We start from the raw sequence: 23,062 nt of genomic DNA on the forward strand, positions 1-23,062 counted from the left end.
AAAATTATGATAAGGGGAAGTAAATGAAAGTTAAATCGAACACGAAACTAGCAATTTTTGACACATTCAAGACAAAGGGTGACGATTTAACAGGAGAGGCTAATAGACAAAGAGCGATCATCACGATTCTTGGAAGTAATGCAAATCCTGCAGAAAGAACACGTACAGGAATTTCTCAAAGAATTGCAAAAAAACATGGTATTGCCTGGAAGAATATCTATTCAGGGATATTTCGAGATCTGGATGAAATTTTACTTCCAATGGAAATTGCAGAAGAAGACGGCAGACTCCCTCTAAAAAGAGGCCCAAAGGCGCTTCAAGAAAAAGGAATTCCATACTATCATTTAACAAAAAAAGGAATTTTGATAGCACTATCAATTAGTGAAATAAAGAATAGAGAAGATTTGCTAAAACAGTTTTTTTCCCAGTCCGAATCTTCTGAAAAAGAATTTGAGAGAATTTTGGTGAATCTTTTACAAACAAGTCCCAATTTTACTTACTCTATTTTTCAAAAATATGTCAAGGCATTTTGCGATAATAAAATTGAGGAATTACTCCCTTTTGATCTCTCAAAATTAAGGGATATTTCTGATGAATCATTGGCAATTCAAAAAGAGATTCTTTTGGCTTTTTCTAAACTATCAAAGCAAGAAAAAGATGATGCCATAATATTTTTAGATAAGATTACCTAGGATTAGTTCTCAGGTATAGATCGCCAAACATTAAAATCAGTTGCCTATTGAGATTGATCGAAATGGGCGGTTCAAAGAATGTCTATGCCTCCGTTAAAGCATACAGTAAAAGAGGCAAATTACTTACAAAGGCTGATTTTCAAACACTTGCCGAATCAAGAGATTTAGAAGAATTAATGACTAGAATCAAGAACACAGTATATGCTGATGCTGTGGCAGATGTGCAAAAACCATATTCTTCACAAAGTATAGAGTCAGCCCTTAGAAGTAAATTAGCAGATATTCATTACTCTATTGCTAAGACATCAGGAAATTCAGGAGTGTTAGATGCATACTATATGAAATTCATCATATCAAATCTAAAATTAATTCTTAAAGGCAAAGTCTTAGGTAAATCTCAAGAAGAGCTTGAAACTCACGTTAATCTTCATGCTGAAGAATTAATCAAACAAAGAGACATTGTGATTAAAGCATTAGTTTCAAAAGATCTTGAAGAAGCTGTTGCAAGTTTGAATTCAGTTCAATTTGGAGAAGAGATTGCAAAGGCTGCAGCATTGTACAATGAAAAAAAGAATGTGCAAATTTTTGACACATATTTTGATAAAATATTATATCAACATCTTGCAGGTGCTATGAAAAATTATTCTGACAAAGAAGCTACCAAACTAGTTTCAATGGATATTGACTTTTACAATATTTTGAGTGTTATTAGAGGAAAGTTTTGGGGATTGCAAGAAGAGCAAATCCAGGATTTAATAATCAATACCAGTCCTCCTGCAAGAGAACTACTTGGAAGAATGATGGCAGCAGCTACTGTAAGAGATGCATTTAATGAATTATCAAGTACAAAATACAAGGATCTTGTACCACAAGTAGAAAATGAATTAGATGCTATTGCAGAATTTGAGAGAGCATTTGAGATGGCAATATACAGTTCATCACTTAGATCATTCACAAAGATGTTTAGTTTTGCAACAATTGTTGGAATTACTAAATTGACTTCGTTTGAAGTTAGAAATCTAGCAGCAATTGCTTTTGCTGTTGAACAAAAAATACCAACTGAAACTACTATGTCAAAGTTAATCCTAGAAGAAGAATAGGAAATATAGTATGTTTAAGTTTCCAAAGAAAAAAACTGAAGTTTCAACTGAAGTTTTAGTCAGATTCATTTGGGTAAGTTCATTTTTGGCAATGATTTTCACATTACCACCATTAGGACTTTTCTTGGGTATTTACTATCTTACAGGCGAATTAATCATAGGCGCAGTAATTGGTTTTGGAGTTCATTTTGTGATATTAGCATTTTCAGGAAGAATTTCAAAAATTATTACCAAATTGATGAGCTAGACTAAAAGGGATCATGAAAGAAGGTAAAATGTCATGATGGGGGACAGGGATTTTCGAAAGGTTATCAAAAGCGCAGTTGAATCAATAGGAAAAGAGTTAGAAATTCAAATTGATTCAAAGGATATTCAGACTATTCATCTGCATGAAGTGGTTCAATGTCTCAGACGTTCCTATTATGATAGGGTAGATCCACAAGAGATTGAAAGACGGGGATTCAATGAGCTTCTTTCAGGATTACTAAGAAAATTAGAATACGGAAGTGGTCCTAAAGAATTTGCTATAGAGGACATCAAACTAAAGGGGCAAGTCGATATGATAGTAGATGATACTATACTTTTATTCAGACCAGCAGCAACTGAATTGGAAAATCCTCTAGCAAATGACGTTTTGTATCTTAATGCATGTATGTGGATATATGACAAGGAAGATGGAGTCGTGGTGTATATCTCGGGAGATAGAAAAGAGACAACATTCTCACTTACACGAAATAAAAAAATGTTTGAAGAAATAATTAGAAGAGTTAGAGTTCTAAATGATCTTCTAAAAGAGCAAAAATTGCCAATCTTAGAGCCATCTACTGAATGTTCTGAATGCCAATATTATGAAAGATGTTACATGAAAAAGAAGAATTCCAAACAGGTGTCCCTAGCTGAGATGTTAGGAATGGGCGACAAAGATTAGTTAGATAAATTAAAAATATTGTAAAGGAAAAATTCCTTTTGGTTAATCGAGTGGTTCTGGATGTCCTTTACCACGAAGAGCGAAACACACTACTGCTAGTGCAATTGCGACTCCTGCTGCTGCGCCAAATGCGGCCATACCTGCTTCTGCCATTTGATAAAAAACCACTCTACGAGCTTTTATAACTTTGCCAATATTTTTTCTCTAAAAACAAAATATCATAATTTTGGAATATTATGATACTATAACAGTTTATTTTGTAAACTCAAAATCAAGTTGATTTTCTTGTCCACTAGTCATTGAACTAAGATTGTAATAGACTGTACCGGAAACTTTCCATGTATTTGTGCCATCCTCAAAGTCACTCCATAGTTCTGGAGTATTACCAGTATTTTTCAAGGTTATTTTATCTCTAAGTACAATAGAATTCTCTCCTAGAAGAGTATAGTAATTTGAGCCAAATTCTACCATTCCTTCAGGCCTGCTACCAATTTCACCGCCTGAAATTTGTTCATTTTCAGAATATCCCGTTTCAAATAATTGGTAATCCATGGTTTGAACTATTACAGAGCGGGGATTAGGATTTGAAATTTTAAATGCAATCTCAATTGTTGCGGTACGTTCTGAAATTTTTGAAACTGAAATGTCTTCCAATTCTACTTCAAGAGGTTTAACCAATTCAATTTGAGAATTAGTAGGAATATTTTCTGAAGATGAAACCTGCATTGTAGGACCGACTAAAAGAATACTACCCAATATTACTGCAAGTGCTGCAACTGCAACACCAACAAAGATTTTAGGATTCATTATTTTTCTATTTCCTCTTGATATCTTAAATGTTGAGATAGTTATTATACCATTGGAGCCAGAAAAAAATAATGCAATACTTTCAAGCAGTTCAGCAAGGAAAACTAAGAGCTAGTAAATCACAAATGAAGATGTTTGATGTAGCTGGATTTGCAATGTTAACACTAACTACCAAAAAAATTGATGGAAAATTTCATCCTGTTGGAGAGGAAGAGTTTACAGCAGTAATTAATTCCCCAGATGGACATGTAGCAGTAATAGTAGACAAAGATGGATTTACAAAGGCACAATCAAAGGCCGTAGAAAAAGAAGAAGCCTTATCAATTTACAAAAAACTTCGAGATACGGGAATTGAGGAATATCCAGAAAAAGAGATTCAGATTTGGTCTGAATCAAGACCAACAATTCAAAACCAGAAAACTGAGTAATTATTTAGAACCAAGAATAATTTCTGTACCTATATTTCCACCTTTAATGGCATTTTCAATATTTTTTGGAGTTGCTTTGAGTATTCTGGTTTTAATTTTGGATCGCTCTATAATTTTCAAGGCTACAATATCCATCAAATCATATCCTCCAGCAACTGAATCTTCATGAACAAGCATGTTTTTCAGATTTTTGAGATCAATGCGTCGGAATTTTTTTGCATTTTTGAATTTATTTGGATCCTTATCATATACCCCATCAACATCAGTTGCATTGAGAAATTGATCCGCCTGAACTTTTTCAGCAATCAAAGCTGCAGTACCATTAGTGCTTTGACCAGGATGTAAACCACCAGCAACAACAATTAATCCATCATCTACAGCATGTCTGACTTCTTGTAATGTAGTTGGTGGATGAGAATATGCTTTATTTTTTAGGGCATAAATCAGTAATTTTGCATTAAGCCTTGAAATTTCAATTCCTAATTCATCAAGAGTTGATTCATCTGCACCAGAAGATCTTGCATGAGAAATATAATGTCGGGCAATATTTCCTCCTCCAGCAATAACTATAGGCTGACAAGTCTTGCTAATTTTTACTAAGAATTCTGCATAATCTTTTAAGACTTTGGCATTATCTATACCAAAAATCTTGCCTGATAATTTAATTACAATTCTTTTTTTCATTTTAGATCTCCAATAATTGATTTTGCGGCAATTTCAACTTTCTTTCTGTTCTTATCATGAGTATAAATTCTAAGGATATTCATAAAGCCTGAAATTGCAGAAACAACTGGAATTTCTGATATTGGCATCTCGTTGGCAGATGATCTACCATCCTCATTTGAAATGAGAATTATGGATTTTGACTCATTTTTTGATGGTGCTAGTGGAATTGATGGGGTTACTGAGCTATCCACAAAGATTTCATTTTCTTGTACTTTGGATTTTTTAGAAATTTCAGATCTGAGTTCATCAGTTCTGGTTTTTTTAAGATTTGTTTGACTTGTCAATATTCTCTCAAATACACATTTTAGTAATTTTCGATTTTGATAGTCTTGAGCAAATTGTCTAGCACGTTTTAATTTTGTAGATTTTGATGAAATAAGACTGGATAAAACGTATTCATCTGTAAGGTTTACAAATTCATGGAGATTAAAAGTAGTAAAACCAAATTCATCATCAGATAATCTTAATGCCTCCAGTAACATTACTTCTGCTGCTCTTACAGTTTTATGAAAATATACAGCCTTGAACATTTGATATCTTGAGTGCATCATAGATTCAAAGGAATACAGTGCTGAGCGTTCTAAAGCTAATTTTTTCTTATGTACATCAAGGGATTGTGTAATCCTTTTATGATCAATTTTTGCATGCTCAGCTCCCGTAAAATAACCATCTCTAAGTAAATAGTCCATCATGTCTGCACTAAGTGCACCTGAAACAATTTCATTTAGATATTGAAATTTAGAATCTCCAAATGCAATTTTAGTAACAAGTCTTTTGTCAAAACCATTTTTGGATAATATATCACCAATTTCAGATTTTAAAATAATTTCTTTACCAAAATCTTCATGAGAAATTTTTCTTTCCTGAATAATCTCCTCAAAAAGATGGGAAAACGGGCCATGTCCAATATCATGTAAGAGTCCAGATAATCTAAGAATTTCAATGTCATTTGATTTTAAAATTCCTTTTTCATTTAATGCGTTACCTGCTTGACTTGCAATGTGCATTACACCCAAGGAGTGCTCAAATCTTGTGTGCTGAGCTGCAGGATATGTTAAATGGGCTCCTGAAAGTTGTCTTATTCGTCTTAATCTTTGAAAAATTGGATTGTCAATAATTGATAATTCATGATCATATACACGAATAAAATCATGAATAGGATCAATAATGTCTGAATAATTTTTTTTCATAATCCAATTTTCTTTGAAAATGTTTTCATTATTTCTTCATGTACTTCTTGTTTAGATTTTGAGGCATCAATTATTTTCCACTTTTTCTTTTTTGCTGTAGTTCTATAGATTTTAGAAATTTTTTGCAAGAATTCTTCATTTTTTTCAAATTTATCACGGTGAGTTTTTTGCCTATGGAATGATTCCTTTTGTGTTACATCAAGCAAAATTACAAGATCAGCTTTTGGTAAACCTGTATCAAGATTCTCAAGCCATTTAGGTTTCAAGCCATTAGCAATTCCATAAATTAGATTAGAGTGATAATAGCGATTCATAATTAAAATAGAATTTTTTTCTTGTGCTACTATGATTTCATGGAGTTTTTCCCATCTATTTGCAGCTAACAAACAGTGAATTACTTGTGGAGGAAATTTTCTTTTTCCATCCAAATATTTTCTTATTTCTTGTCCTATGGGTGTTTTATAGTCAGGAAAATGAAATAGTTTAGTTTTGATCTTTCTTTTTTTTAGCGCTTTTTCTAGTAGAGTTGATTGAGTTAACTTTCCTGCCTGGTCTCCACCTTCTATTACAATAATCATAAGTTATCAAAACAGAGAAATTAATTGATTAAAAATCTATCAAGGTTTATAACCAAAAATTGAGCATATACCTCAAAATGGGATTAGTAAAATCAATGGCAAATGAAATGATGAAGGAAATTGGAAACAAGTCAAGAGAATTTTATGAATTTGTTTTGCCTCCTGTAGATATGCATCTTGATGATGATAAATTAACAGTAGTGATAGATATTCCAGGATTTGAAAAAAAAGATATCAAATTATCTATCAATGCAAATATTCTCTCAATTCAGGCATGCAAAGAAATTCCTGAAAAAGATAAGCACAGTGTTATCTGTAATCAAAGACCAAACATAATTGATAAAAAAATTAGATTGCCAATTGAGTTAAAAGAAGGAGAGGAGTCTGTCAATTCTGCAAAATATGAACAAGGGGTTTTGACAATTATTGTTCCTGTTAAAAAACATGGAAAAGATATCAAAATAGAATAGTTATCGTTTTCTAAAAATTGCAAATACACTCATTATAATTAATGAACCAATCATTCCAGTAATTCCAATGGATTCATTTGTAGCATATAAAACAGATGAGCCGATAAAAATTGCTGCCGAAAGAATACTTCCAGAAAGTAAAACATTAGATTTAGGTTTTGCATTTAAGAGATTCAATGATCTATTTTCATCAAGGAATTTTTTGAGCTCAGGTGCTATAGAAATTGTAGCATCAATTGATTTTGCGAATCTATCAAACGAACGTTTGATTTCTTCAATGTATGCATCTTTGATGAGACTTTCTTCTTCTAAAATTTCCCTTACAATTTTTACAAATTTGAAATTAACTTGGTGTGTTTTGTAAATTCCTTCAATAATTGATGCCATCCTCATATACAAAGCCAAATTTTTTGGAAGAATGAAGGGGAATTTACTCATAGTTTTGTTTGCAAGCTCCATCAAACTTTCCACTTCCATTTCATCAGGTTTTTTTCCATGCATTGCACGAACAGTCAGTTCAATCCCTTTTTCAATTACTGACCGATTAAAATCAGGAGTGAGCATTCCAAGATCATTCATTGCATTTACAGTTCTCGGAGGATCTTTCTCAACTAATGCAAGATACAGTCGAATCAATCGTAACCTAGTCTCATTATCTAATCTACCCACCATTCCATAATCATACAGAATCAATTTACCATCATCAGTGACTGAAATGTTTCCTGGGTGCGGATCAGCATGAAATATGGAGTGTTTTAGAAGCATCGTAAAGAATACCTTATGGACATCAATTACGAGTTTTTGCCTATCAATTCCCTTCTCATTTAGGGCTTCAACATTAGTTATTTTAATTCCTGGAAGGTATTCCATCGTGAGGATGTTTTTTGATGAATAGTCATCATATACTGAAGGAACAACAACTTTGCTGTTATTTGATAAATCATTTTTAATTTTTTTGAGATTTTCTGATTCATTGGTATAATCCATTTCTTCATGGATTGTTTCAATAAACTGAGAAAGCATGGCTTTTGCAGAATAACGCAAATTGGGATCAACAAACCTCATTGCTAATGGAAGGATTTTTTTTAAAACTTTGATATCTTCTGTGACAATTTTTTCAATTCCAGGTCTTTTGACTTTGATAACAATTTGTTTACCAGAAATGGAGCCTCGATATACTTGACCTAATGATGCACCAGAAATTGATTTAGGATCTATTTGATCAAATTTCTTATCAATTGGACCAAGATCTTTTTCAATAATTGATTTTGCCTGATCAAATGGTGCTGCAGGAACACTGTCCTGAAGTTTTGATAGTTCTTCTAAATATGGTTGAGGTAAAATATCTGCTCTAGAAGAAAGCCATTGTCCTAATTTTATGTAGACAGGTCCTAGTGAGATAAATGTGGTAAGTACTTTACGTGCATTCTTTCTAAATTGTTCTAAATCTATTTCATTTCCTTCATGATGAATCCATTTTTGTCGATCTTTACGTAATGCAAGTATTGACGGTAAGAGTTTGATTAAAACATGGATTGTTCTTGCAGTTGTCATTATTTACTCCACATGTTTTTTAATTTTTTTAGTTGCTGTATATCCAAGATATCCACTAATTATTGATGAAAGTAATCCTGCTGTAATTGATTTCTTTTTTGAATTTTTGTTTAGTTTTTTTGTAATTTGTGATCCCCCAAAAATTGCACATGCTAAACCAATTAAGATCTCTGGTGCATCATAAATTAAATGTCCAACTGGATCTTTTCTTGGATCAATTTTATCAGTATGAACTAAAAATTTTTCATCATATTCTCTAATGTGTAAATTGCCATAACGATATTGCTTGTTGGCTCCATTTTTTTGTCCAAGGAATGTTTCTTCCGCTCCTTCTAGCATGAATTCTCGCAATTCCTTTGGGACTTCAATCTCATCCCCAGGCATATTCGCAAGATCTAGTAATTGCTTATAATCTTACGGTCTTGAAAGTAATGTAACCTAAGACCAAAAACGAATTGTACTTTGGTGACGGTTAGATTAGATTTTGTAAAATCATATTTAGAGATCACTGATAATTTCTACGTGTGTCTTATATTCAAATTAAAAGTATTTTCAACAAATAGATAGGATGGAGGCTTTTTCCCTAAAAGAGACCTTACACCATCTATTTGATTTTTGATATAGTAATCTTAAGAGTTTAATCTATCTTTTGTAAACATTACAAAACTAATTGAGAATGCAACTAACATCGCAATGCCTGTAACATATGCATAATTTAGCTCTTCATCAGGATGAACTTGTTGGTGATAGTAATTTATCAAAAAAGTAATTACAAGTAAAACTGCTCCAATTATTGATAATTTTTGATGAGTCTCCATTAAGAAAAATATTCTTTGTAACTATATGAATTAAGAAAATTTCAAAATATATCAAAGAAGAGGTGTTGTGATAAATCCAACTATACTACCAGCTAGAAATAGAAAAATTCCCTTTGCCATACCCAAATGGGTTTTCTTTAGATTTGATATAATTATGATGTAAATTTCCCAAAAATGGAATCAGTATTTTAGGTCGTAGGTTCTATTTGGGATAGTCTTTCAATTACTCTTTCAAGTTCTGCTTTATTATCTTCAATAACACGCTTTGCTACATCAATTTCTTTACGAATTTGTTCCAGGGAGGTATCATCAGAATTTTCAATCTGTTTTTGTAAATCTTCTAGAATTTGTTGATTCTGTTGATTTATTTTTTCTAATTCGATTTTGTAATTTTCTAATTTTTTATATTGATCAGAGATTTCAACATATTCGTGATTTGTTAAAAAACCCAAAATAATTACTGTGCTGCCTATTGCAATAGCTGCAATTAAAACAAGAATACTTAACCTCAATTTGAACTGACCTTAATTCTCCCAGTATAATTAAAAATTAATCTCTAACTTGCCTCAATTTTGGCTTTTTTACGCCTACGAATAATAAAGATTCCAGCACCAGTTGCCAAAGCAATTGGAATTAAAATCATGGTCAAGTCAGGACCACCTTCATTATCATTTGTTAGTTCTTTTACAAAGATGGTTGTATCATGTGTTAAAAATACCTCATCTCTTGTACTATCTTTGTATCTTACAGTAATTGTAATTTCATGTTCACCATATCTTGGTTCACCATCAAATTCTATTGGAACGTTAAATGGAACAGGTGCATCAACTTCAATTTCATCAATGAATTGAGTATTGGAAAGTATGTTTGAATCACCACGAGGTTCAACAGTTACAAATCCAAATAATCCATCCTGATTTCCTTCGTTAATAATTTCTCCAACTACCATTTGGGTGTCAGATAATTCAATAACTTCTACATTGAAAACTGTGAGATCAATTAATCCTTTAATGTAAAAATCAACAATTTTTGAGATCTGTTTTAAATCCCCATGTGGATTATAATATGAAATTAACAAAGGAATTCTTAAGGTATCTCCTTTCAATCCCTCTGGAACGTATACAGTTGCTGTAAGATATTTTGATGTCTTCGGATTAATTTGCCCGACATCCCAATTTGATTCAAGAATAACTACATTTTCAACATTTGTAGTAGAAGTTGATGTTGATGGAAGTTCAGTCTGAGTATTTGCTGCAACTACATCTACTCCAGAGATTGGTGCTGTTCCATCATTTGAAATTTCAATTGAGACATTGTTTGTTTGTAATGATGTAAGAAATGGTTCTAATGCTCTAACATTAATTATGCTATCACCTGTGATTTTAAAATTAAAATCAGCAAAGGCAGTTCTTACTCCAGACTCACGTAATCTAGAATAATCTACCTTAACGGTCCCAGGATACTGCTGAATTTTTACATTTTTGTCGATATTAACAAAAAATGTAAGATGAAAGTTTTCTCCAGCTAATGAATTAGAGTCGCTATCTGCAAAAATAATTGAGCCTGGGCCATCAGATGCTGAGAATCCTAATGGTAATGACAATTGCCCACGAATCCCTGTAATATCTTGAGTTCCTACATTTGCAAATACCACTGTAAATGGAACATTACTATCTCCTCCTTCAATTTCGATTTTATCATTAATGGTACCAAAATACGCATCTAAAAATTTGACATCACCAAAGTCTCGCTCAAATGGAGAATCACCAAACCCTCCAGATTTTATTTGAGCATAGGAGTTTTCAAAAATAAAAGGCATTAATCCAATTACAAAGAGTGCAAACAATATTTTTAGAATCATTTTGCAATAACCTCCATCTCTGATGGTTGATCACCTTCAAATGCCCTGCCATCTTTGATTGTGATAACCCTGTCAACATCACCAAAATGTTCTCTGTCGTGAGTTACTATAATGAATGTTTGATTGAGATTTTTGGCCATTGATTTCATTAATTGAACAATAGTTTTTGAAGTGACAGAATCAAGATTTCCAGTTGGCTCATCAGCTAAAACTATGGAAGGTTTGTTAATTAATCCTCGGGCTATTGCAACTCTTTGAGCTTGCCCACCAGAAATTTTATTTGCACGTTTATTAATTTGATCTTCTAATCCAACTGCCTTTAGTAAATCTCTTGCATCATTTTCTGCGGTGTGATTTGTACCTGCAATTTGCCTTGGTAGTAAAATATTTTCTAGAACTGAAAGATCAGTCAACAAATTTGAAAATTGAAAAATAAATCCTAATTTTTTATTTCTAAAGGATGAAATGTTATTGTCATCAAGTGTTGTAGTATCAACTCCATCAATGAAAATTTTTCCATTTGTAGGGTGGTCTAATAATCCAATCATGTTAAGTAATGTAGATTTTCCTGAACCTGAGCTTCCAACTATGAGGACAATCTCTCCTTTTTCTATTGAAAAAGAAACATTATCAAGAGCTTTTACTTTATTTTCTTCTTCACCATAAATTTTGGATAGATTAGTAATTTCTAGTACCTTAGACAGTTCTCATCGCCTCCACTGGTAATAATTTAGTCGCCCTATAAGACGGATACAATGATGCAATAATTGCAAGAATAAATGAGGTTAAGGCTGTTTGAATGATTTTTTCCCAATTATATGATACTTCTAGAGGCAGACTGTTGTTAAATGACATTTTTGTTTCCTTTGCATAAAATGTATAACCTAATCCTGTGGCAGTTCCAACTCCAGCTCCTATTGCTCCAATTATCATTCCTTGGAAAATAAAAATTATGAGAATATCTTTTCTTTTAGCTCCTATTGCCCTCATTACACCAATTTCTCTTGTTTTACCATTAACTAACATCATCTGAATTGTAACAATGGCAAACGCTGAGGACATCATTCCAAAATATCCAATCATGTTAATCATTGCAATACCTGATCTAAAACCAGCTAGTTGTTGTTCTGCTGATTCTTCAATTGTTTCTGCAATGAAATCATCATTTGGGAATGATCGTAAAAAGAATTCTTTTACTTCAAATGCCTTTGAGGGATCACTGAGTTTTACTATTAATGATCCTGAATCACCATGTCTATTCATCATATCACGTAATGTATCAATATGTACAACAGCTGTATAATCAAACCCCTGACCTCCAGGTGATTGTGCGATTCCAGAAACAGTAAATCTTCGAATTTGATCTTGGCCATATCTATCAACTACGAGAACTTTGACACTATCTCCAACTTGAGCTCCACCAAGATCTCTTGCAACATTTGATCCTAACACAATAGAATTTCTAGAGAAGACATAGGAACCATCTTTTACAGTCTGAGCTACAGTAGATGCCAGAATATCTCTAAAAGGATCAACGCCAACAATTGGAACTCTAGTTTCTTCAATTAATTTTCCATTTTTAGTCATATTCATTTCTGCCGTCGATGAAAGCCGCGGGGTTGCAGCTTCAACATATGGAATTCTCTCAAACCAATTTACAAGGGATAGATCGGATTTATCAATAAAATCTGCGTCATCAGTTACAAGAATATCTCCATTTCGATAATCGCTGATATCTCGAACTATGGCATCAAAGAGTCCCTGAAAAATTACAAAGTTTACATGAATAACTAAAATTCCAATGGTTACTGCCAATACAGCACCTATTAGACTGCCCTTTTTGTTGAAAAGCATTCTTTTTGCTAATCGTAGCCGATATTCCACAAAATCAATGAAATAGTCTAATATTTAATATATTTGATGAATAGTGCTAACATTATAGACAGTTTTATATCATATTAGTAGATTCTGTATTTTATTGAGAGGTTTTAGGTGATATAATGGACAATTTAGATATGAAAATCCTAAGTAGATTATTAAATAATTGTAGGGAATCAGACAGGCAAATTGGAATTGAATTAGGAATTTCTGGGGGAGCAGTACGAGCTAGAATTAAAAAAATGAAAGAAAAAAAGATCATAGAAGAATTTTTCATAAAAGTTGAGCCTCCAGTATTGGGTTATGGAGTTTTGTATTTTGTTGTGTCAGGAGAAAACATTGACGAAATTTTAGAACAGATCAGTCTTGTGGGTGAACCATTTTTTGTTGTACTATGTGTAGGCGGAATCACTGTTTGCAGTATTGTAGTAAAAGAGAATATGAAACAAAAAATTCAGCTGGCAAATAAATTGATGAAAGACGTTAGAGTTTTATCAATTTTTGAGGCAGAAAATCCAGGATTTAATGCAAATCTTACAAAGACAGATTTAGAAATTATAGAAGAATTAATCAAAGATCCTAGATCAAGAATTGAAAAAATCGCTCAAAGGACAAATTTATCAACAAAAACAATTACAAGGTGCATTGAAAAATTACAAGAAAATGATGGAGTTCAATTTACAATAATTTATGACCCTACAAAAATTAAAAATTACATTCCACATGCAATACTTACATGGATTAATGGAGATCTTAAGCAGACACTTGAGAAAATGAATAAAATATTTTCAAAATCATATTTACAAATTCCATTTATTGCTAAAAATCAAATTGTTTTGTTTATGTATAGTGATAATATTTTCAAAATGGATGAAATAACACAAAAAGTTAGAACTGTAAAAAATGTAAAATCAGCAGATTTGTTCATTCCAAAAAAAATTTCATTCCATATTAAATGGTTAGAAAAAGCTATTAAGGATTTTAAGAAATCATCTAAATTACATCTAGCATATCAAACAAATTAAATAATAACAAATTATAAGATTTAGAATGAGAAAAGAGAAGATCTATGAAGGAAAAATTTTAGGTCTTAGTGTTTATGATGGAAAAATAGAAGGAAGAAAAGTAAAACGTGAAATGATAGAGCATAGAGGTGCAGCAGCAATGCTTGCATTTGATGAAGAAAAAAAAGTTATTCTTGTGAAGCAACATAGATTTCCACATGGGTATGTTTTAGAAATTCCTGCAGGAACATTAGAAAAAAAAGAAGAGCCAGTAAAATGTGCATTTAGAGAATTAGAAGAGGAGACTGGATACAGAGCAAAAAAAATGACACATCTAATTACTTACTATCCTTCAATTGGATATAATACAGAAGTAATTCATTGTTTTGTAGCCTCGGGATTAAAGAAAATTGCGGATTTGAAGCTAGACGATGATGAGATTTTATCTGTTGTAAAAATGGATTTGAAGAAATTGATCAAAATGATCAAAACTGGAAAAATTCAAGATTCAAAAACAATATGTGCAGTCCTGACATATGCTGCAAAAAAGAAACTTTACTAGCTATTTATTGTAAATTGGTTTTACAAGATCGGCAACATCAGCCCAAGATTGTGCAATCTTTTCATACATGTATACTAAATCAAGAAATTCAATTGGAATTTGTTTTTTATTACCTAATGTAGATCTTAATCTACTTAGATTTTGTTCATATTTTTTATGTAAGGATATTGCTTCAATGGCTAAGAGTCTATCAGGTTTTGCAAATGCATCAATTGATTTTTCTGCAAATATTCCAAAATCTTTTACAATATCAAAAATCTTTTTTGAATGTTCTTCTGATAAAGATGAATTGTAAATGAAATTTGAAAGTTCAACAATAGAATCTCCCGCATTTTCAAGAAGATTGGCTGCTACTCTATAATCAAGAACATCAATATTTTCTAAATTAAATGCATTAGCTAATTTTTTATCAACTAGTGCACTACGAATTAAACGAACCAATAAAAAATATTGGCGATTTACTTCAACATCACGTTTTGATAGTGTTTCCAAATTGGATTTATCTTCTAAAATCAATCCTTTTGATGCATCGTCATACATTCCAAGTGCAATTGAACTCATTCTTTTTAGAATTTTCTGAGGATCAAGGGTTGTTGCATCTAAAAGAAATTGCATGTCAATATGAGATGCATCTTCTTCAATAATTTCCATCCCTACTAATCGTCTCATTGAATTACGAATTTTTTCTCTATCTTCTCCAGGTATACTAGATTTAGAATTAATCTTGAATACATCATATCCTAAAAGATAAGCTCCCGTAATGTCAGCTACTATATTTTCTTCTTTTGGTAATGGGTAGGATATTACTAGTTCTTTTGTTCGACGAGATTCTTTGTTAAGGGATATTGAGATGCTATCATGTCCAGTTTCCAGTTCAACTTGACTAGTTTTGTCTAGATTATTTTCATCAACCCATTCTTTTGGAAGTGATACTAGGATGGTACTTCCAATTTTTTGTAGGCGTCGAATGAATTTAGTCAATTTATACTAATTTAATTAATTTAAAGCATATTCTTATATTTTGTGTAAAATTTAAACTCAGATCAATGGAGGCTAAGGCATTTTGTCCCGCTCACATTACAGGCTTTTTTACAGCACACATAGAGGACCCTCATCAAGATTTAGAGCATCTGGGTTCTATGGGTGCAGGTTTTTCCATTAAACAAGGAGTAACTACTAGAGTAAAAATTGAAACAAAAAATAATCAAGAATCACATTTTTGCATTTCAACAAAAGGGCATCAATCAGATAAAACTGATGTGTCAGAGTATGTCTTAAATGAATTCTTAAAGCTTGGGGAATTTTCTGATAAGTTTTTTGATATTGAACATGAAATATTGATACCAGTAGGATATGGTCTAGGTTCTAGTAGCGCTGTTGCTTTATCACTATCTTATGCATTAGATCAAGCTCTTAATACAAAATTAGATAAAAAAAGAATTGGACAAATAGCACATAATGCAGAAGTAAATTGTAAAACAGGGCTCGGAGATGTTTTAGCATCATATCATGGAGGTTTTGAAATTCGTATTAAACCTGGAGCGCCAGGAATTGGAAGTGTTGAAAAAATAATTACAGATAAAATTGTAATTATGATGATATGTTTTTCTCCAATTTCTACAAATAAATTCATCAAAGAACGTTTGTCTCAAATCAATGGTCTTGGTGGAAAAATGGTAAACAAATTATTAGAATCAAAAAACTACGAGCATTTTCAAGATATGTCATTAGAATTTGCTAAATATGTTGATGTTATGACTCCAAGAATGCAAAAATTAGTTGATGAATTATCTAAGAATGAAATTAAATGTGGAATTGCATTATTTGGTGAAACAGTTTTTTCAATGATTCCTAAAGAAAAAGAAAGTATTGTTTTGAATATTTTACAGAAATATCCAGAGGGAATAATTATCAAATCAGAATTAGATAATCAAGGAGCACGAGTTCTTTTTAATTAATTGAAATTACATGTCTTTAATTCCAAAATCACATCCAAGAGCTAAATCATTATTTATTCGGGAGAAACTTGTAAAAGGATTTGAAAATGGATTGGTTGCAAAAGAAGGATTACTTGCTCAAGGTAGGGGTGAGGCTTTTGATTATCTTTTAGGAGAAAAAACAGGAAGACTTGCAAAAAATGCAATTAGGGCTGCAGCTGCGCAACTTTTACTTGCTGAAAGACCGGTCATTTCAGTTAATGGAAATATAGCAGCACTGTGCCCCAAAGATATTGTCAAACTATCAAAGCAAATCAAGGCTAAACTTGAGGTAAATTTGTTTTATGCAAATAAAATCAGAAAAAAGGCAATCATTAACACACTCAAAAAATCTGGTGCAAAAGAAATTTTAGGTTCAAATCCCAATTCTTCTACAAAATTACATGGAATTGATTCTGCAAGAAGAATAGTTGATAAAAATGGAATTTTTGCAGCAGATGTAGTTGTTGTCCCTTTAGAAGATGGAGATAGAACAATGGCACTAAGAAATGCAGGGAAGATTGTGATCACTTTTGATCTAAATCCACTTTCTAGAACTTCACATACTGCAAACATAACAATTGTGGATAATGTAACTCGTGGAATAGTTTTGTTAATTGAAGAATGTAAAAAACTCTCAAAGAAAAATACGAATAGTCTTCAGAAAATTATAGATGAATTTGATAATAAAAAGAACTTGGGTGAAAATATTATTCAAATAAAAAATAATTTAACAAGGAGAGCAAGAATTGCATAAATCAGTTCAAGACATAATCAATATGAAAAAAGAAAAGAAAAAAATTTCAGTTATTACTAGTTATGATTATAGTTTAGCTTCTCTTTGTGATAAAGCAGGAATTGATGTACTGCTAGTTGGCGATAGTGCAGGGATGGTAATGTTGGGATATGAAAATACACTCAATGTTTCAATGGATCAAATGTGTATGTTTACTGAAGCAGTTAGTAGAGCAAGAAAAAATTCATTATTAGTATCTGATTTACCATTTATGTCATACCAAGCAAGCATTGAAGATGCCATCAATAATTCTGGTAAATTAATCAAAGCAGGAGCTGATGCTGTAAAGCTTGAAGGAGGTTCTATTATGGCCGAAACAATTAGTGCCATTGTAGATGTTGGAATTCCAGTTATGGGACATATCGGATTTCAGCCACAAACAACTACACTTTCACAAGGATACAAAGTTCAAGGAAAAACAAAAGATGCTGCAATGAGGTTAATTGAAGATGCAAAAGATCTTGAAGATGCAGGAGTATTCAGTATTGCCCTAGAAATGGTCAGTCATGAAGTTGCAGAAATAATTTCTCAAACAGTAAGTGTGCCAATTATTGGAATTGGTTCAGGTGTAGGATGTGATGGGCAAGTACTAGTTGTCCAAGATTTACTAGGGATGTACGAGAAAATCAAACCCAAATTTGCTAAAAGATACATGAATTTGTCTGAAGATATTGTGAAATCATTAAAAGATTACAAAAATGATGTAATTTCAGGCACGTTTCCTGCAGAAGAAAATTGGTTTTCGATGGAGGAGGAAGAGTTAGAAAAATTACGTGAGCAAATTGGTGGTTAAGAAAAAAGATCATCCATCACTGGATATCGTTTCATCAAAAGGTGTGGAGCTTTCAGGTAAAAAGATAGTTCTGTGTGTTGCAGGTAGTGTAGCAGCTTACAAAGCAATAGAATTAGCAAGATTATTGATGAGACATGGTGCTGATGTCACATGTGTTGCAAGTAATGCAGTTACAAAACTGATACAACCAGATTATTTTAAATGGGCTACTGGAAACAAAGTCATAACAAAACTTACTGGTGAATTAGAGCATATCAAATTAGCCGATTATAAACAATCAGACTTGATAATTGTATATCCTGCAACAGCAAATACACTTGGAAAACTTGCTAATGGAATTGATGATACACCTGTATCAACAGTTCTTACAGTAGGATTTGGTTCAAAGATTCCAATTCTAATGTGTTTGGCTATGCATGAATCAATGTATGATAATTTAGCAGTTAAAAAGAATATTGAATTTCTAAAAAATAAAATTCAATTTCTTAGTCCACAAATGATTGAAGGAAAAGCAAAAGCTCCAGAACCAGAAGATGTTTTAGATATTGTTTTAAGTAAATTTGGATTCACATCTCGATTAAAAAATAAAAGAGTGTTAATGACTGCAGGTCCTACACTAGAATACATAGATCCAGTAAGAGTAGTTACAAATCTTAGTTCCGGAAAAACTGGAGTTCTTTTAGCATCTGAGTTGATTTCTGCAGGATCTAAAGTTACTATTGTTTATGGACCAGGGAATGAAAAACCACCAAAGGGTGCTAAAATAATCAATGTGAAAACAGGAAAAGAAATGTTTGATGTTGTTAAAAATGAGTTAAAGAAAAAATTTGATGTTGTAATTATGGCAGCAGCTGTATCAGATTATACTCCAGAAAATGTATCAAAATCCAAAATAAAAAGCGACAAAAAATCTCTGACAATTAGGCTCAAAAAGGCTCCAAAAATCATAGATCTGGTAAGAAAATTTCAGAATGATGCTATACTTATTGGATTCAAAGCTGAATCAAATATTTCAAAAAGTGCTTTAATTAAATCTGCCAAAAAAAAGCTAAAAGATGTTGATGCAAATATTATCATTGCAAATGATATTGGAATTAAATATCAAAAAAATCCTGATTATAATCAGATATTAATTATTGATAATAAGAAAATCGTATCTTCAGGATTGAAAAAGAAAGAAAAGATTGTAAAATTAATTAGAAAAGAAATTGAAAAAAAGTTAAAATGAAAAACTCTGAGCTGAAAAAATTAATTTCACAATACAAAGAATTTAGAGAAAAAAAGAACAAGAAGCATGCTGACAGTTTTAAAATTGAAAAAACATTAAAAGAAATTGAGCATAAATATTTTCATGAAACAGGACGAACATTAAAATCAGATTTAATGGAATAGTCAAAGTTGTTAAATCCAAAATCATTGGAATACAAAAAAAGAAACATGAGTATATGGAATGAGGTTGCACCACGTTATCATAAAAGATGGGCAAGTGTGAGTGAAGGTCCTTTTCAAAGCACTTCAAAGTTAGTAGAATTAGTAAACATTAGCAAAGGGGATTCTGTATTGGATGTTGCATCTGGAACTGGAGTTGTTACAAAAGAAATTAGGAAAAAAGTGGGTAGTTTAGGATATGTTATAGGCGCTGATACTTCTAGTACTGCAATTAATATTGCAAGAAAATGGAATGGAAAAAAATCTAATTTAGATTTTTTAAACATTGATGCTGAAAATTTTAGCTTTTCAAAAAAATTTGATATTATTACATGCCAATATGCATTATTTTTCTTTCCAAATGCAAGTAAAGCACTAAAAAATATGAGAAATAGCCTTAAAAAATCAGGTAAAATTGGAATCTCAGTTCATGGTAAAAGAGAAAAAGTTCCATTCTTTAGCAATATTTTAGATTCTGTAACCAAGTTTATTCCAGATTATATTCCACCGGGATCTCCAGATCTTGATAGATTTGGTACAAAATCTGCATTAAGAGAAGAAATTAGTAAAGCAGGATTCTCAAAAATTTCAGTGAAAGAATTTGTTTTTCATTATAGTCCTGGAAAATTTGAGGATTACTGGAAAAATTATATCAAATACGTAGCTAAACCATTGAAAACGAAACTTGATGAGTTAGAATCTTCTAAAAGAAAAGAATTGAAAGAGATGGTAAAAGAAAAGACATCTCAATATACAAAGAAAGATGGGAATATTCTATTTCCTTGGCAAGTTTTAATTTTAACTGCAAAATATTAGGATTCAAGAAATGGTAAAAGAAAAGAAAAAAGAAGGAAAGCCAAAAAAGAATGATTTTAAATCATTTCTCAAAAAAAGAGCTCCGATTTATCTTGCTTTGATTGCAATGCTTATTGTATTTGTAGTTCCGGAATTAACAAAAGGGGACCTTGAAAGTAGTTTTCCAGAACTCACATCTGAAGAAAGACAGGTATTGGATCTTTTAATGAATTATAATGGACCGAATGATTTTGGCTTGACTGTAATGGACGCAATAACTAATAAAATTAGTGAAGAGTATCCTGATGAGAAAATTTTTGATCATAAAAAAACTATAGTTGATTTAGCCATATCAAAAATTAATGGTGAGGAATACAACATAATATTGAATTTCAAATCTTACAAAGGTGAATTAAATTATGATTGGAATGTGGATAAAAGTTTAGGAAAAATTACATCAAACAATCAAGATTCAAAACATATAATTGATTTAGTAGATTTTTATGATTAGGCTCAAATTTGAACTAAATCTTTTGTAAATTTATGCATTACAACAGGTTTCTCTTTAACAATCAATGAATCCTCAATACGAATCCCAAATTTGTTTTCAATGTAAATTCCTGGTTCAACAGTAATTGCCATATTCTTTTCTAATTTTGTTTCACTTCTGTAAGAAATGGTTGGTAGTTCATGTACTTCTAATCCAATACCATGACCAGTGGAATGAATAAAGTATTTTCCAAAATTTTTATCTTCAATGTATTTTCTGCAAGCAAGATCTACATCTTTACAATATACATTAGGTTTTACAGCTTTTAGACCAAGTTTTTGTGATTCTTTTACAATTTCATATGCTTCATTTGCTTGTTGTGAAACTTTTCCAAGTGCAAAAGTTCTAGTAGCATCAGAGACATATCCTTTGTATCTTAACGTAAGATCAGTTACAACCAAATCACCTTTTTTGAATTTTCTTTGAGTTACTTGTGCATGAGGAAGTGCACCGTTTGGACCACCAGCAATTATCAGTGGATTAAGGGTAGATTTGTAACCAGTGTCAAACATTTCTTGCTCCATTGCATATGTCATTAGAATTGTTTGTAATTCAGATTCTTTTTGACCAACTTTCATCTTTTCTGAGCAAATATCGAACATTTCATCTATAATTTTAGATGCTTTTTTGAGAGTTTTGATTTCTTTTTCATCTTTAATAATGCGTGAATTGTAAAATGGTTCAACTGATGGTCTGATTTTTGGAATTGATTTTTTCAAAGACATCATTACAGAATAATTTTGACAATCAGTACAAACTCGATTTTTTTTGATTTTATCAATTAAAGAAGAAATCAAGCCTGTTCCACGTTCTGCTGTAATAACATCACAATCTTCAGATTCTTCTCGTGCCCTTCCTATTTCTAACTCTGGAGCAATGATTGTGGTTTTTCCATTTTTTTCTAGCAATCCAATTGCTTCACCCCAAAATCCAGTCAGATAAAACAAATTTTCAGGCTCAAATGTTACTAATGTATCACAATCGATCTTTTGAGCAAATTTTAGAAGATTCTTTCTTCTATCTTTCATACAAGAACAACACTCACATTCTCAATTTATGTATGATGTAAAGTTTGTATATGGAAAATTAAAGTTGATCGCTGTGACAGAAGAAAAAGAAAAGAAAAAAGTTGTTGCATTACTATCAGGAGGTCTTGATAGTCAGCTTGCAGTACGTATGATGCAAGAACAGGGATTTGATGTTTCAGCTGTTGCAATAAAAACACCATTTTGTGATTTTGATTGTGGAAGAGGGTGTGGATTTGAAATTAGAGAACGTGCTGATGATCTAAATGTTAATTTAAAAACTGTCTATCTCGGTGATGAATACATTGAGATGTTAAAGCATCCAAAACATGGAATTGGTGCTGGTTTCAATCCGTGTGTTGATTGTAGAACTATGATGTTTGATGCTGCAAAAAAACACATGGAAGAAATTGGTGCAGAGTTTATCATATCAGGTGAAGTATTAGGACAACGTCCAATGAGTCAACATGCACCTTCATTAAGTATTATTGAAAAAGAATCAGGTCTAGTTGGAAAAATTGTAAGACCATTATCAGCTGGATTACTTCCAGAAACTGATCCAGAAAAAGAGGGATTGATCAAAAGAGAAGATCTTGGAATGATAAGAGGTAGAACAAGACGAAATCAATTAGAAATGGCAAAAAAATATGGAATTGAAAATCCACCTAATGCAGGAGGTGGTTGTCTATTAACAGAACCACAATTTGGGGTTAAAGCTAAAGATTTGTTTGAACATGTTGAAACTCCAACAATAAATGATATTGATTTGTTAAAAATTGGCAGACATTTCAGATTAGATGAAGAAACAAAATTTGTTGTTGGAAGAAACAAAGATGAAAATGAAATGATAAAAGCAATTGCGTTACCTGGAGATATTTTACTTGAAGCAAAAGATCATCTAGGACCAGTATCAATTTTACGAGGTAATAATTCAAAATCTCATGTAAAGTTTGCAGCTTCTGTTACACTAAGATATTCAGATGCTCCAAAAAATCAAGATTGTGTTGTTACAGTAAAAAATAATGAGTTAATTGAAGAAGTAATCTCTCAATGTGCTAAAGAAGAATCTTACATTAAATTTAGAATGTAGGCGTGAATTTTTA

29 protein-coding genes are annotated in these 23,062 nt (G+C 31.7%); 16 read left to right on the forward strand and 13 right to left on the reverse strand.

What is annotated here, in order from left to right; genetic code table 11:
* Positions 1 to 23 precede the first annotated feature (23 nt).
* The 4 genes from C6990_RS00965 (at position 24) to C6990_RS00980 (ending at position 2,720) form a co-directional block, all read left to right on the forward strand.
* A complete protein-coding gene (locus tag C6990_RS00965; protein WP_182127876.1) occupies positions 24 to 692 on the forward strand; it encodes a hypothetical protein in 669 nt (222 codons plus the stop codon).
* Between the two features lie 62 nt (positions 693 to 754).
* Positions 755 to 1,792, forward strand: coding sequence for a V0D/AC39 family V-type ATPase subunit (locus tag C6990_RS00970; RefSeq protein WP_182127877.1), 1,038 nt, complete (start codon positions 755 to 757; stop codon positions 1,790 to 1,792).
* 10 nt (positions 1,793 to 1,802) lie between these two features.
* Positions 1,803 to 2,039 (forward strand): hypothetical protein, encoded by a 237-nt coding sequence (locus C6990_RS00975; RefSeq protein WP_182127878.1) that lies wholly within the window; start codon positions 1,803 to 1,805, stop codon positions 2,037 to 2,039.
* Positions 2,040 to 2,072: 33 nt separating this feature from the next.
* The gene (locus C6990_RS00980) at positions 2,073 to 2,720 is read left to right on the forward strand and encodes a hypothetical protein (RefSeq protein WP_182127879.1); all 648 of its coding nucleotides are present in this window, start codon (positions 2,073 to 2,075) and stop codon (positions 2,718 to 2,720) included.
* Between the two features lie 252 nt (positions 2,721 to 2,972).
* On the opposite strand, the gene C6990_RS00985 is transcribed toward C6990_RS00980, so the two are convergent.
* A complete protein-coding gene (locus C6990_RS00985) occupies positions 2,973 to 3,527 on the reverse strand; it encodes a hypothetical protein (RefSeq protein WP_182127880.1) in 555 nt (184 codons plus the stop codon).
* 71 nt (positions 3,528 to 3,598) lie between these two features.
* Between C6990_RS00985 and C6990_RS00990 the strand changes: the two genes are divergently transcribed.
* Positions 3,599 to 3,955 (forward strand): hypothetical protein, encoded by a 357-nt coding sequence (locus C6990_RS00990; protein WP_182127881.1) that lies wholly within the window; start codon positions 3,599 to 3,601, stop codon positions 3,953 to 3,955.
* Here C6990_RS00990 and pyrH read toward each other — a convergent pair whose 3' ends face one another.
* From pyrH to tmk, 3 genes are read right to left on the reverse strand one after another with little or no spacing between them, the layout of a single operon-like run.
* Positions 3,956 to 4,639, reverse strand: a complete 684-nt coding sequence (pyrH, locus tag C6990_RS00995) for a UMP kinase (protein ID WP_182127882.1) — start codon at positions 4,637 to 4,639, stop codon at positions 3,956 to 3,958.
* A complete protein-coding gene (locus C6990_RS01000) occupies positions 4,636 to 5,871 on the reverse strand; it encodes an HD domain-containing protein (RefSeq protein WP_182127883.1) in 1,236 nt (411 codons plus the stop codon). The genes pyrH and C6990_RS01000 overlap by 4 nt, the downstream gene beginning before the upstream one ends.
* Positions 5,868 to 6,449, reverse strand: coding sequence for a dTMP kinase (gene tmk, locus C6990_RS01005; protein WP_182127884.1), 582 nt, complete (start codon positions 6,447 to 6,449; stop codon positions 5,868 to 5,870). The genes C6990_RS01000 and tmk overlap by 4 nt, the downstream gene beginning before the upstream one ends.
* Positions 6,450 to 6,526: 77 nt before the next feature.
* On the opposite strand from tmk, the gene hsp14 reads away from it, so the two are divergent.
* A complete protein-coding gene (gene hsp14, locus C6990_RS01010; RefSeq protein ID WP_182127885.1) occupies positions 6,527 to 6,919 on the forward strand; it encodes an archaeal heat shock protein Hsp14 in 393 nt (130 codons plus the stop codon).
* Here hsp14 and C6990_RS01015 read toward each other — a convergent pair whose 3' ends face one another.
* From C6990_RS01015 to C6990_RS01045, 7 genes are all read right to left on the reverse strand, one after another.
* Positions 6,920 to 8,473, reverse strand: a complete 1,554-nt coding sequence (locus tag C6990_RS01015; RefSeq protein WP_182127886.1) for an ABC1 kinase family protein — start codon at positions 8,471 to 8,473, stop codon at positions 6,920 to 6,922.
* 3 nt (positions 8,474 to 8,476) lie between these two features.
* Entirely contained in the window at positions 8,477 to 8,857 is a 381-nt protein-coding gene (locus C6990_RS01020) for a hypothetical protein (protein WP_182127887.1), read from the reverse strand.
* Positions 8,858 to 9,102: 245 nt separating this feature from the next.
* Positions 9,103 to 9,291 carry a hypothetical protein gene (locus C6990_RS01025; RefSeq protein ID WP_182127888.1) on the reverse strand — a complete coding sequence of 63 codons (189 nt, stop codon included), beginning with the start codon at positions 9,289 to 9,291 and terminating at the stop codon, positions 9,103 to 9,105.
* Positions 9,292 to 9,479: 188 nt separating this feature from the next.
* A complete protein-coding gene (locus C6990_RS01030) occupies positions 9,480 to 9,803 on the reverse strand; it encodes a hypothetical protein (protein ID WP_182127889.1) in 324 nt (107 codons plus the stop codon).
* A gap of 44 nt (positions 9,804 to 9,847) precedes the next feature.
* Positions 9,848 to 11,152, reverse strand: coding sequence for a COG1361 S-layer family protein (locus C6990_RS01035; protein WP_182127890.1), 1,305 nt, complete (start codon positions 11,150 to 11,152; stop codon positions 9,848 to 9,850).
* Positions 11,149 to 11,742, reverse strand: coding sequence for an ABC transporter ATP-binding protein (locus C6990_RS01040; protein ID WP_255465099.1), 594 nt, complete (start codon positions 11,740 to 11,742; stop codon positions 11,149 to 11,151). The genes C6990_RS01035 and C6990_RS01040 overlap by 4 nt, the downstream gene beginning before the upstream one ends.
* A 106-nt stretch (positions 11,743 to 11,848) precedes the next feature.
* The gene (locus tag C6990_RS01045; protein WP_182128057.1) at positions 11,849 to 13,006 is read right to left on the reverse strand and encodes an ABC transporter permease; all 1,158 of its coding nucleotides are present in this window, start codon (positions 13,004 to 13,006) and stop codon (positions 11,849 to 11,851) included.
* A gap of 146 nt (positions 13,007 to 13,152) precedes the next feature.
* On the opposite strand from C6990_RS01045, the gene C6990_RS01050 reads away from it, so the two are divergent.
* Positions 13,153 to 14,055 carry an AsnC family transcriptional regulator gene (locus tag C6990_RS01050; RefSeq protein ID WP_182127891.1) on the forward strand — a complete coding sequence of 301 codons (903 nt, stop codon included), beginning with the start codon at positions 13,153 to 13,155 and terminating at the stop codon, positions 14,053 to 14,055.
* A 25-nt stretch (positions 14,056 to 14,080) separates the two neighbouring features.
* Positions 14,081 to 14,596: an NUDIX hydrolase gene (locus tag C6990_RS01055; RefSeq protein ID WP_182127892.1), complete on the forward strand. Its 516-nt coding sequence runs from the start codon at positions 14,081 to 14,083 to the stop codon at positions 14,594 to 14,596.
* Here C6990_RS01055 and C6990_RS01060 read toward each other — a convergent pair whose 3' ends face one another.
* On the reverse strand, positions 14,597 to 15,577 hold the full coding sequence (locus C6990_RS01060; RefSeq protein WP_182127893.1) for an AbrB/MazE/SpoVT family DNA-binding domain-containing protein: 981 nt from the start codon (positions 15,575 to 15,577) through the stop codon (positions 14,597 to 14,599).
* 65 nt (positions 15,578 to 15,642) lie between these two features.
* Between C6990_RS01060 and C6990_RS01065 the strand changes: the two genes are divergently transcribed.
* From C6990_RS01065 to C6990_RS01095, 7 genes are read left to right on the forward strand one after another with little or no spacing between them, the layout of a single operon-like run.
* Positions 15,643 to 16,554, forward strand: coding sequence for a pantoate kinase (locus tag C6990_RS01065; RefSeq protein ID WP_182127894.1), 912 nt, complete (start codon positions 15,643 to 15,645; stop codon positions 16,552 to 16,554).
* Positions 16,555 to 16,564: 10 nt separating this feature from the next.
* Entirely contained in the window at positions 16,565 to 17,329 is a 765-nt protein-coding gene (locus C6990_RS01070; protein WP_182127895.1) for a phosphopantothenate/pantothenate synthetase, read from the forward strand.
* On the forward strand, positions 17,322 to 18,161 hold the full coding sequence (gene panB / locus C6990_RS01075; RefSeq protein ID WP_182127896.1) for a 3-methyl-2-oxobutanoate hydroxymethyltransferase: 840 nt from the start codon (positions 17,322 to 17,324) through the stop codon (positions 18,159 to 18,161). The genes C6990_RS01070 and panB overlap by 8 nt, the downstream gene beginning before the upstream one ends.
* Positions 18,151 to 19,389 (forward strand): bifunctional phosphopantothenoylcysteine decarboxylase/phosphopantothenate--cysteine ligase CoaBC, encoded by a 1,239-nt coding sequence (coaBC, locus tag C6990_RS01080; RefSeq protein ID WP_182128058.1) that lies wholly within the window; start codon positions 18,151 to 18,153, stop codon positions 19,387 to 19,389. The genes panB and coaBC overlap by 11 nt, the downstream gene beginning before the upstream one ends.
* A complete protein-coding gene (locus C6990_RS01085; protein WP_182127897.1) occupies positions 19,386 to 19,553 on the forward strand; it encodes a hypothetical protein in 168 nt (55 codons plus the stop codon). Before coaBC ends, C6990_RS01085 begins: the two co-directional genes overlap by 4 nt.
* A 45-nt stretch (positions 19,554 to 19,598) precedes the next feature.
* Positions 19,599 to 20,405, forward strand: coding sequence for a methyltransferase domain-containing protein (locus C6990_RS01090; RefSeq protein ID WP_182128059.1), 807 nt, complete (start codon positions 19,599 to 19,601; stop codon positions 20,403 to 20,405).
* A 10-nt stretch (positions 20,406 to 20,415) separates the two neighbouring features.
* On the forward strand, positions 20,416 to 20,895 hold the full coding sequence (locus C6990_RS01095) for a hypothetical protein (protein ID WP_182127898.1): 480 nt from the start codon (positions 20,416 to 20,418) through the stop codon (positions 20,893 to 20,895).
* 2 nt (positions 20,896 to 20,897) lie between these two features.
* Here C6990_RS01095 and C6990_RS01100 read toward each other — a convergent pair whose 3' ends face one another.
* Complete coding sequence (locus C6990_RS01100; protein WP_182127899.1) at positions 20,898 to 21,962, reverse strand: M24 family metallopeptidase; 1,065 nt, start codon at positions 21,960 to 21,962, stop codon at positions 20,898 to 20,900.
* Positions 21,963 to 22,035: 73 nt separating this feature from the next.
* Here C6990_RS01100 and C6990_RS01105 point away from each other — a divergent pair, with 73 nt between their 5' ends.
* A complete protein-coding gene (locus C6990_RS01105) occupies positions 22,036 to 23,049 on the forward strand; it encodes a tRNA (5-methylaminomethyl-2-thiouridylate)-methyltransferase (RefSeq protein WP_255465076.1) in 1,014 nt (337 codons plus the stop codon).
* Positions 23,050 to 23,062: the final 13 nt, after the last annotated feature.

Source organism: Nitrosopumilus sp. b3, assembly GCF_014078525.1.
GTDB lineage: Archaea > Thermoproteota > Nitrososphaeria > Nitrososphaerales > Nitrosopumilaceae > Nitrosopumilus.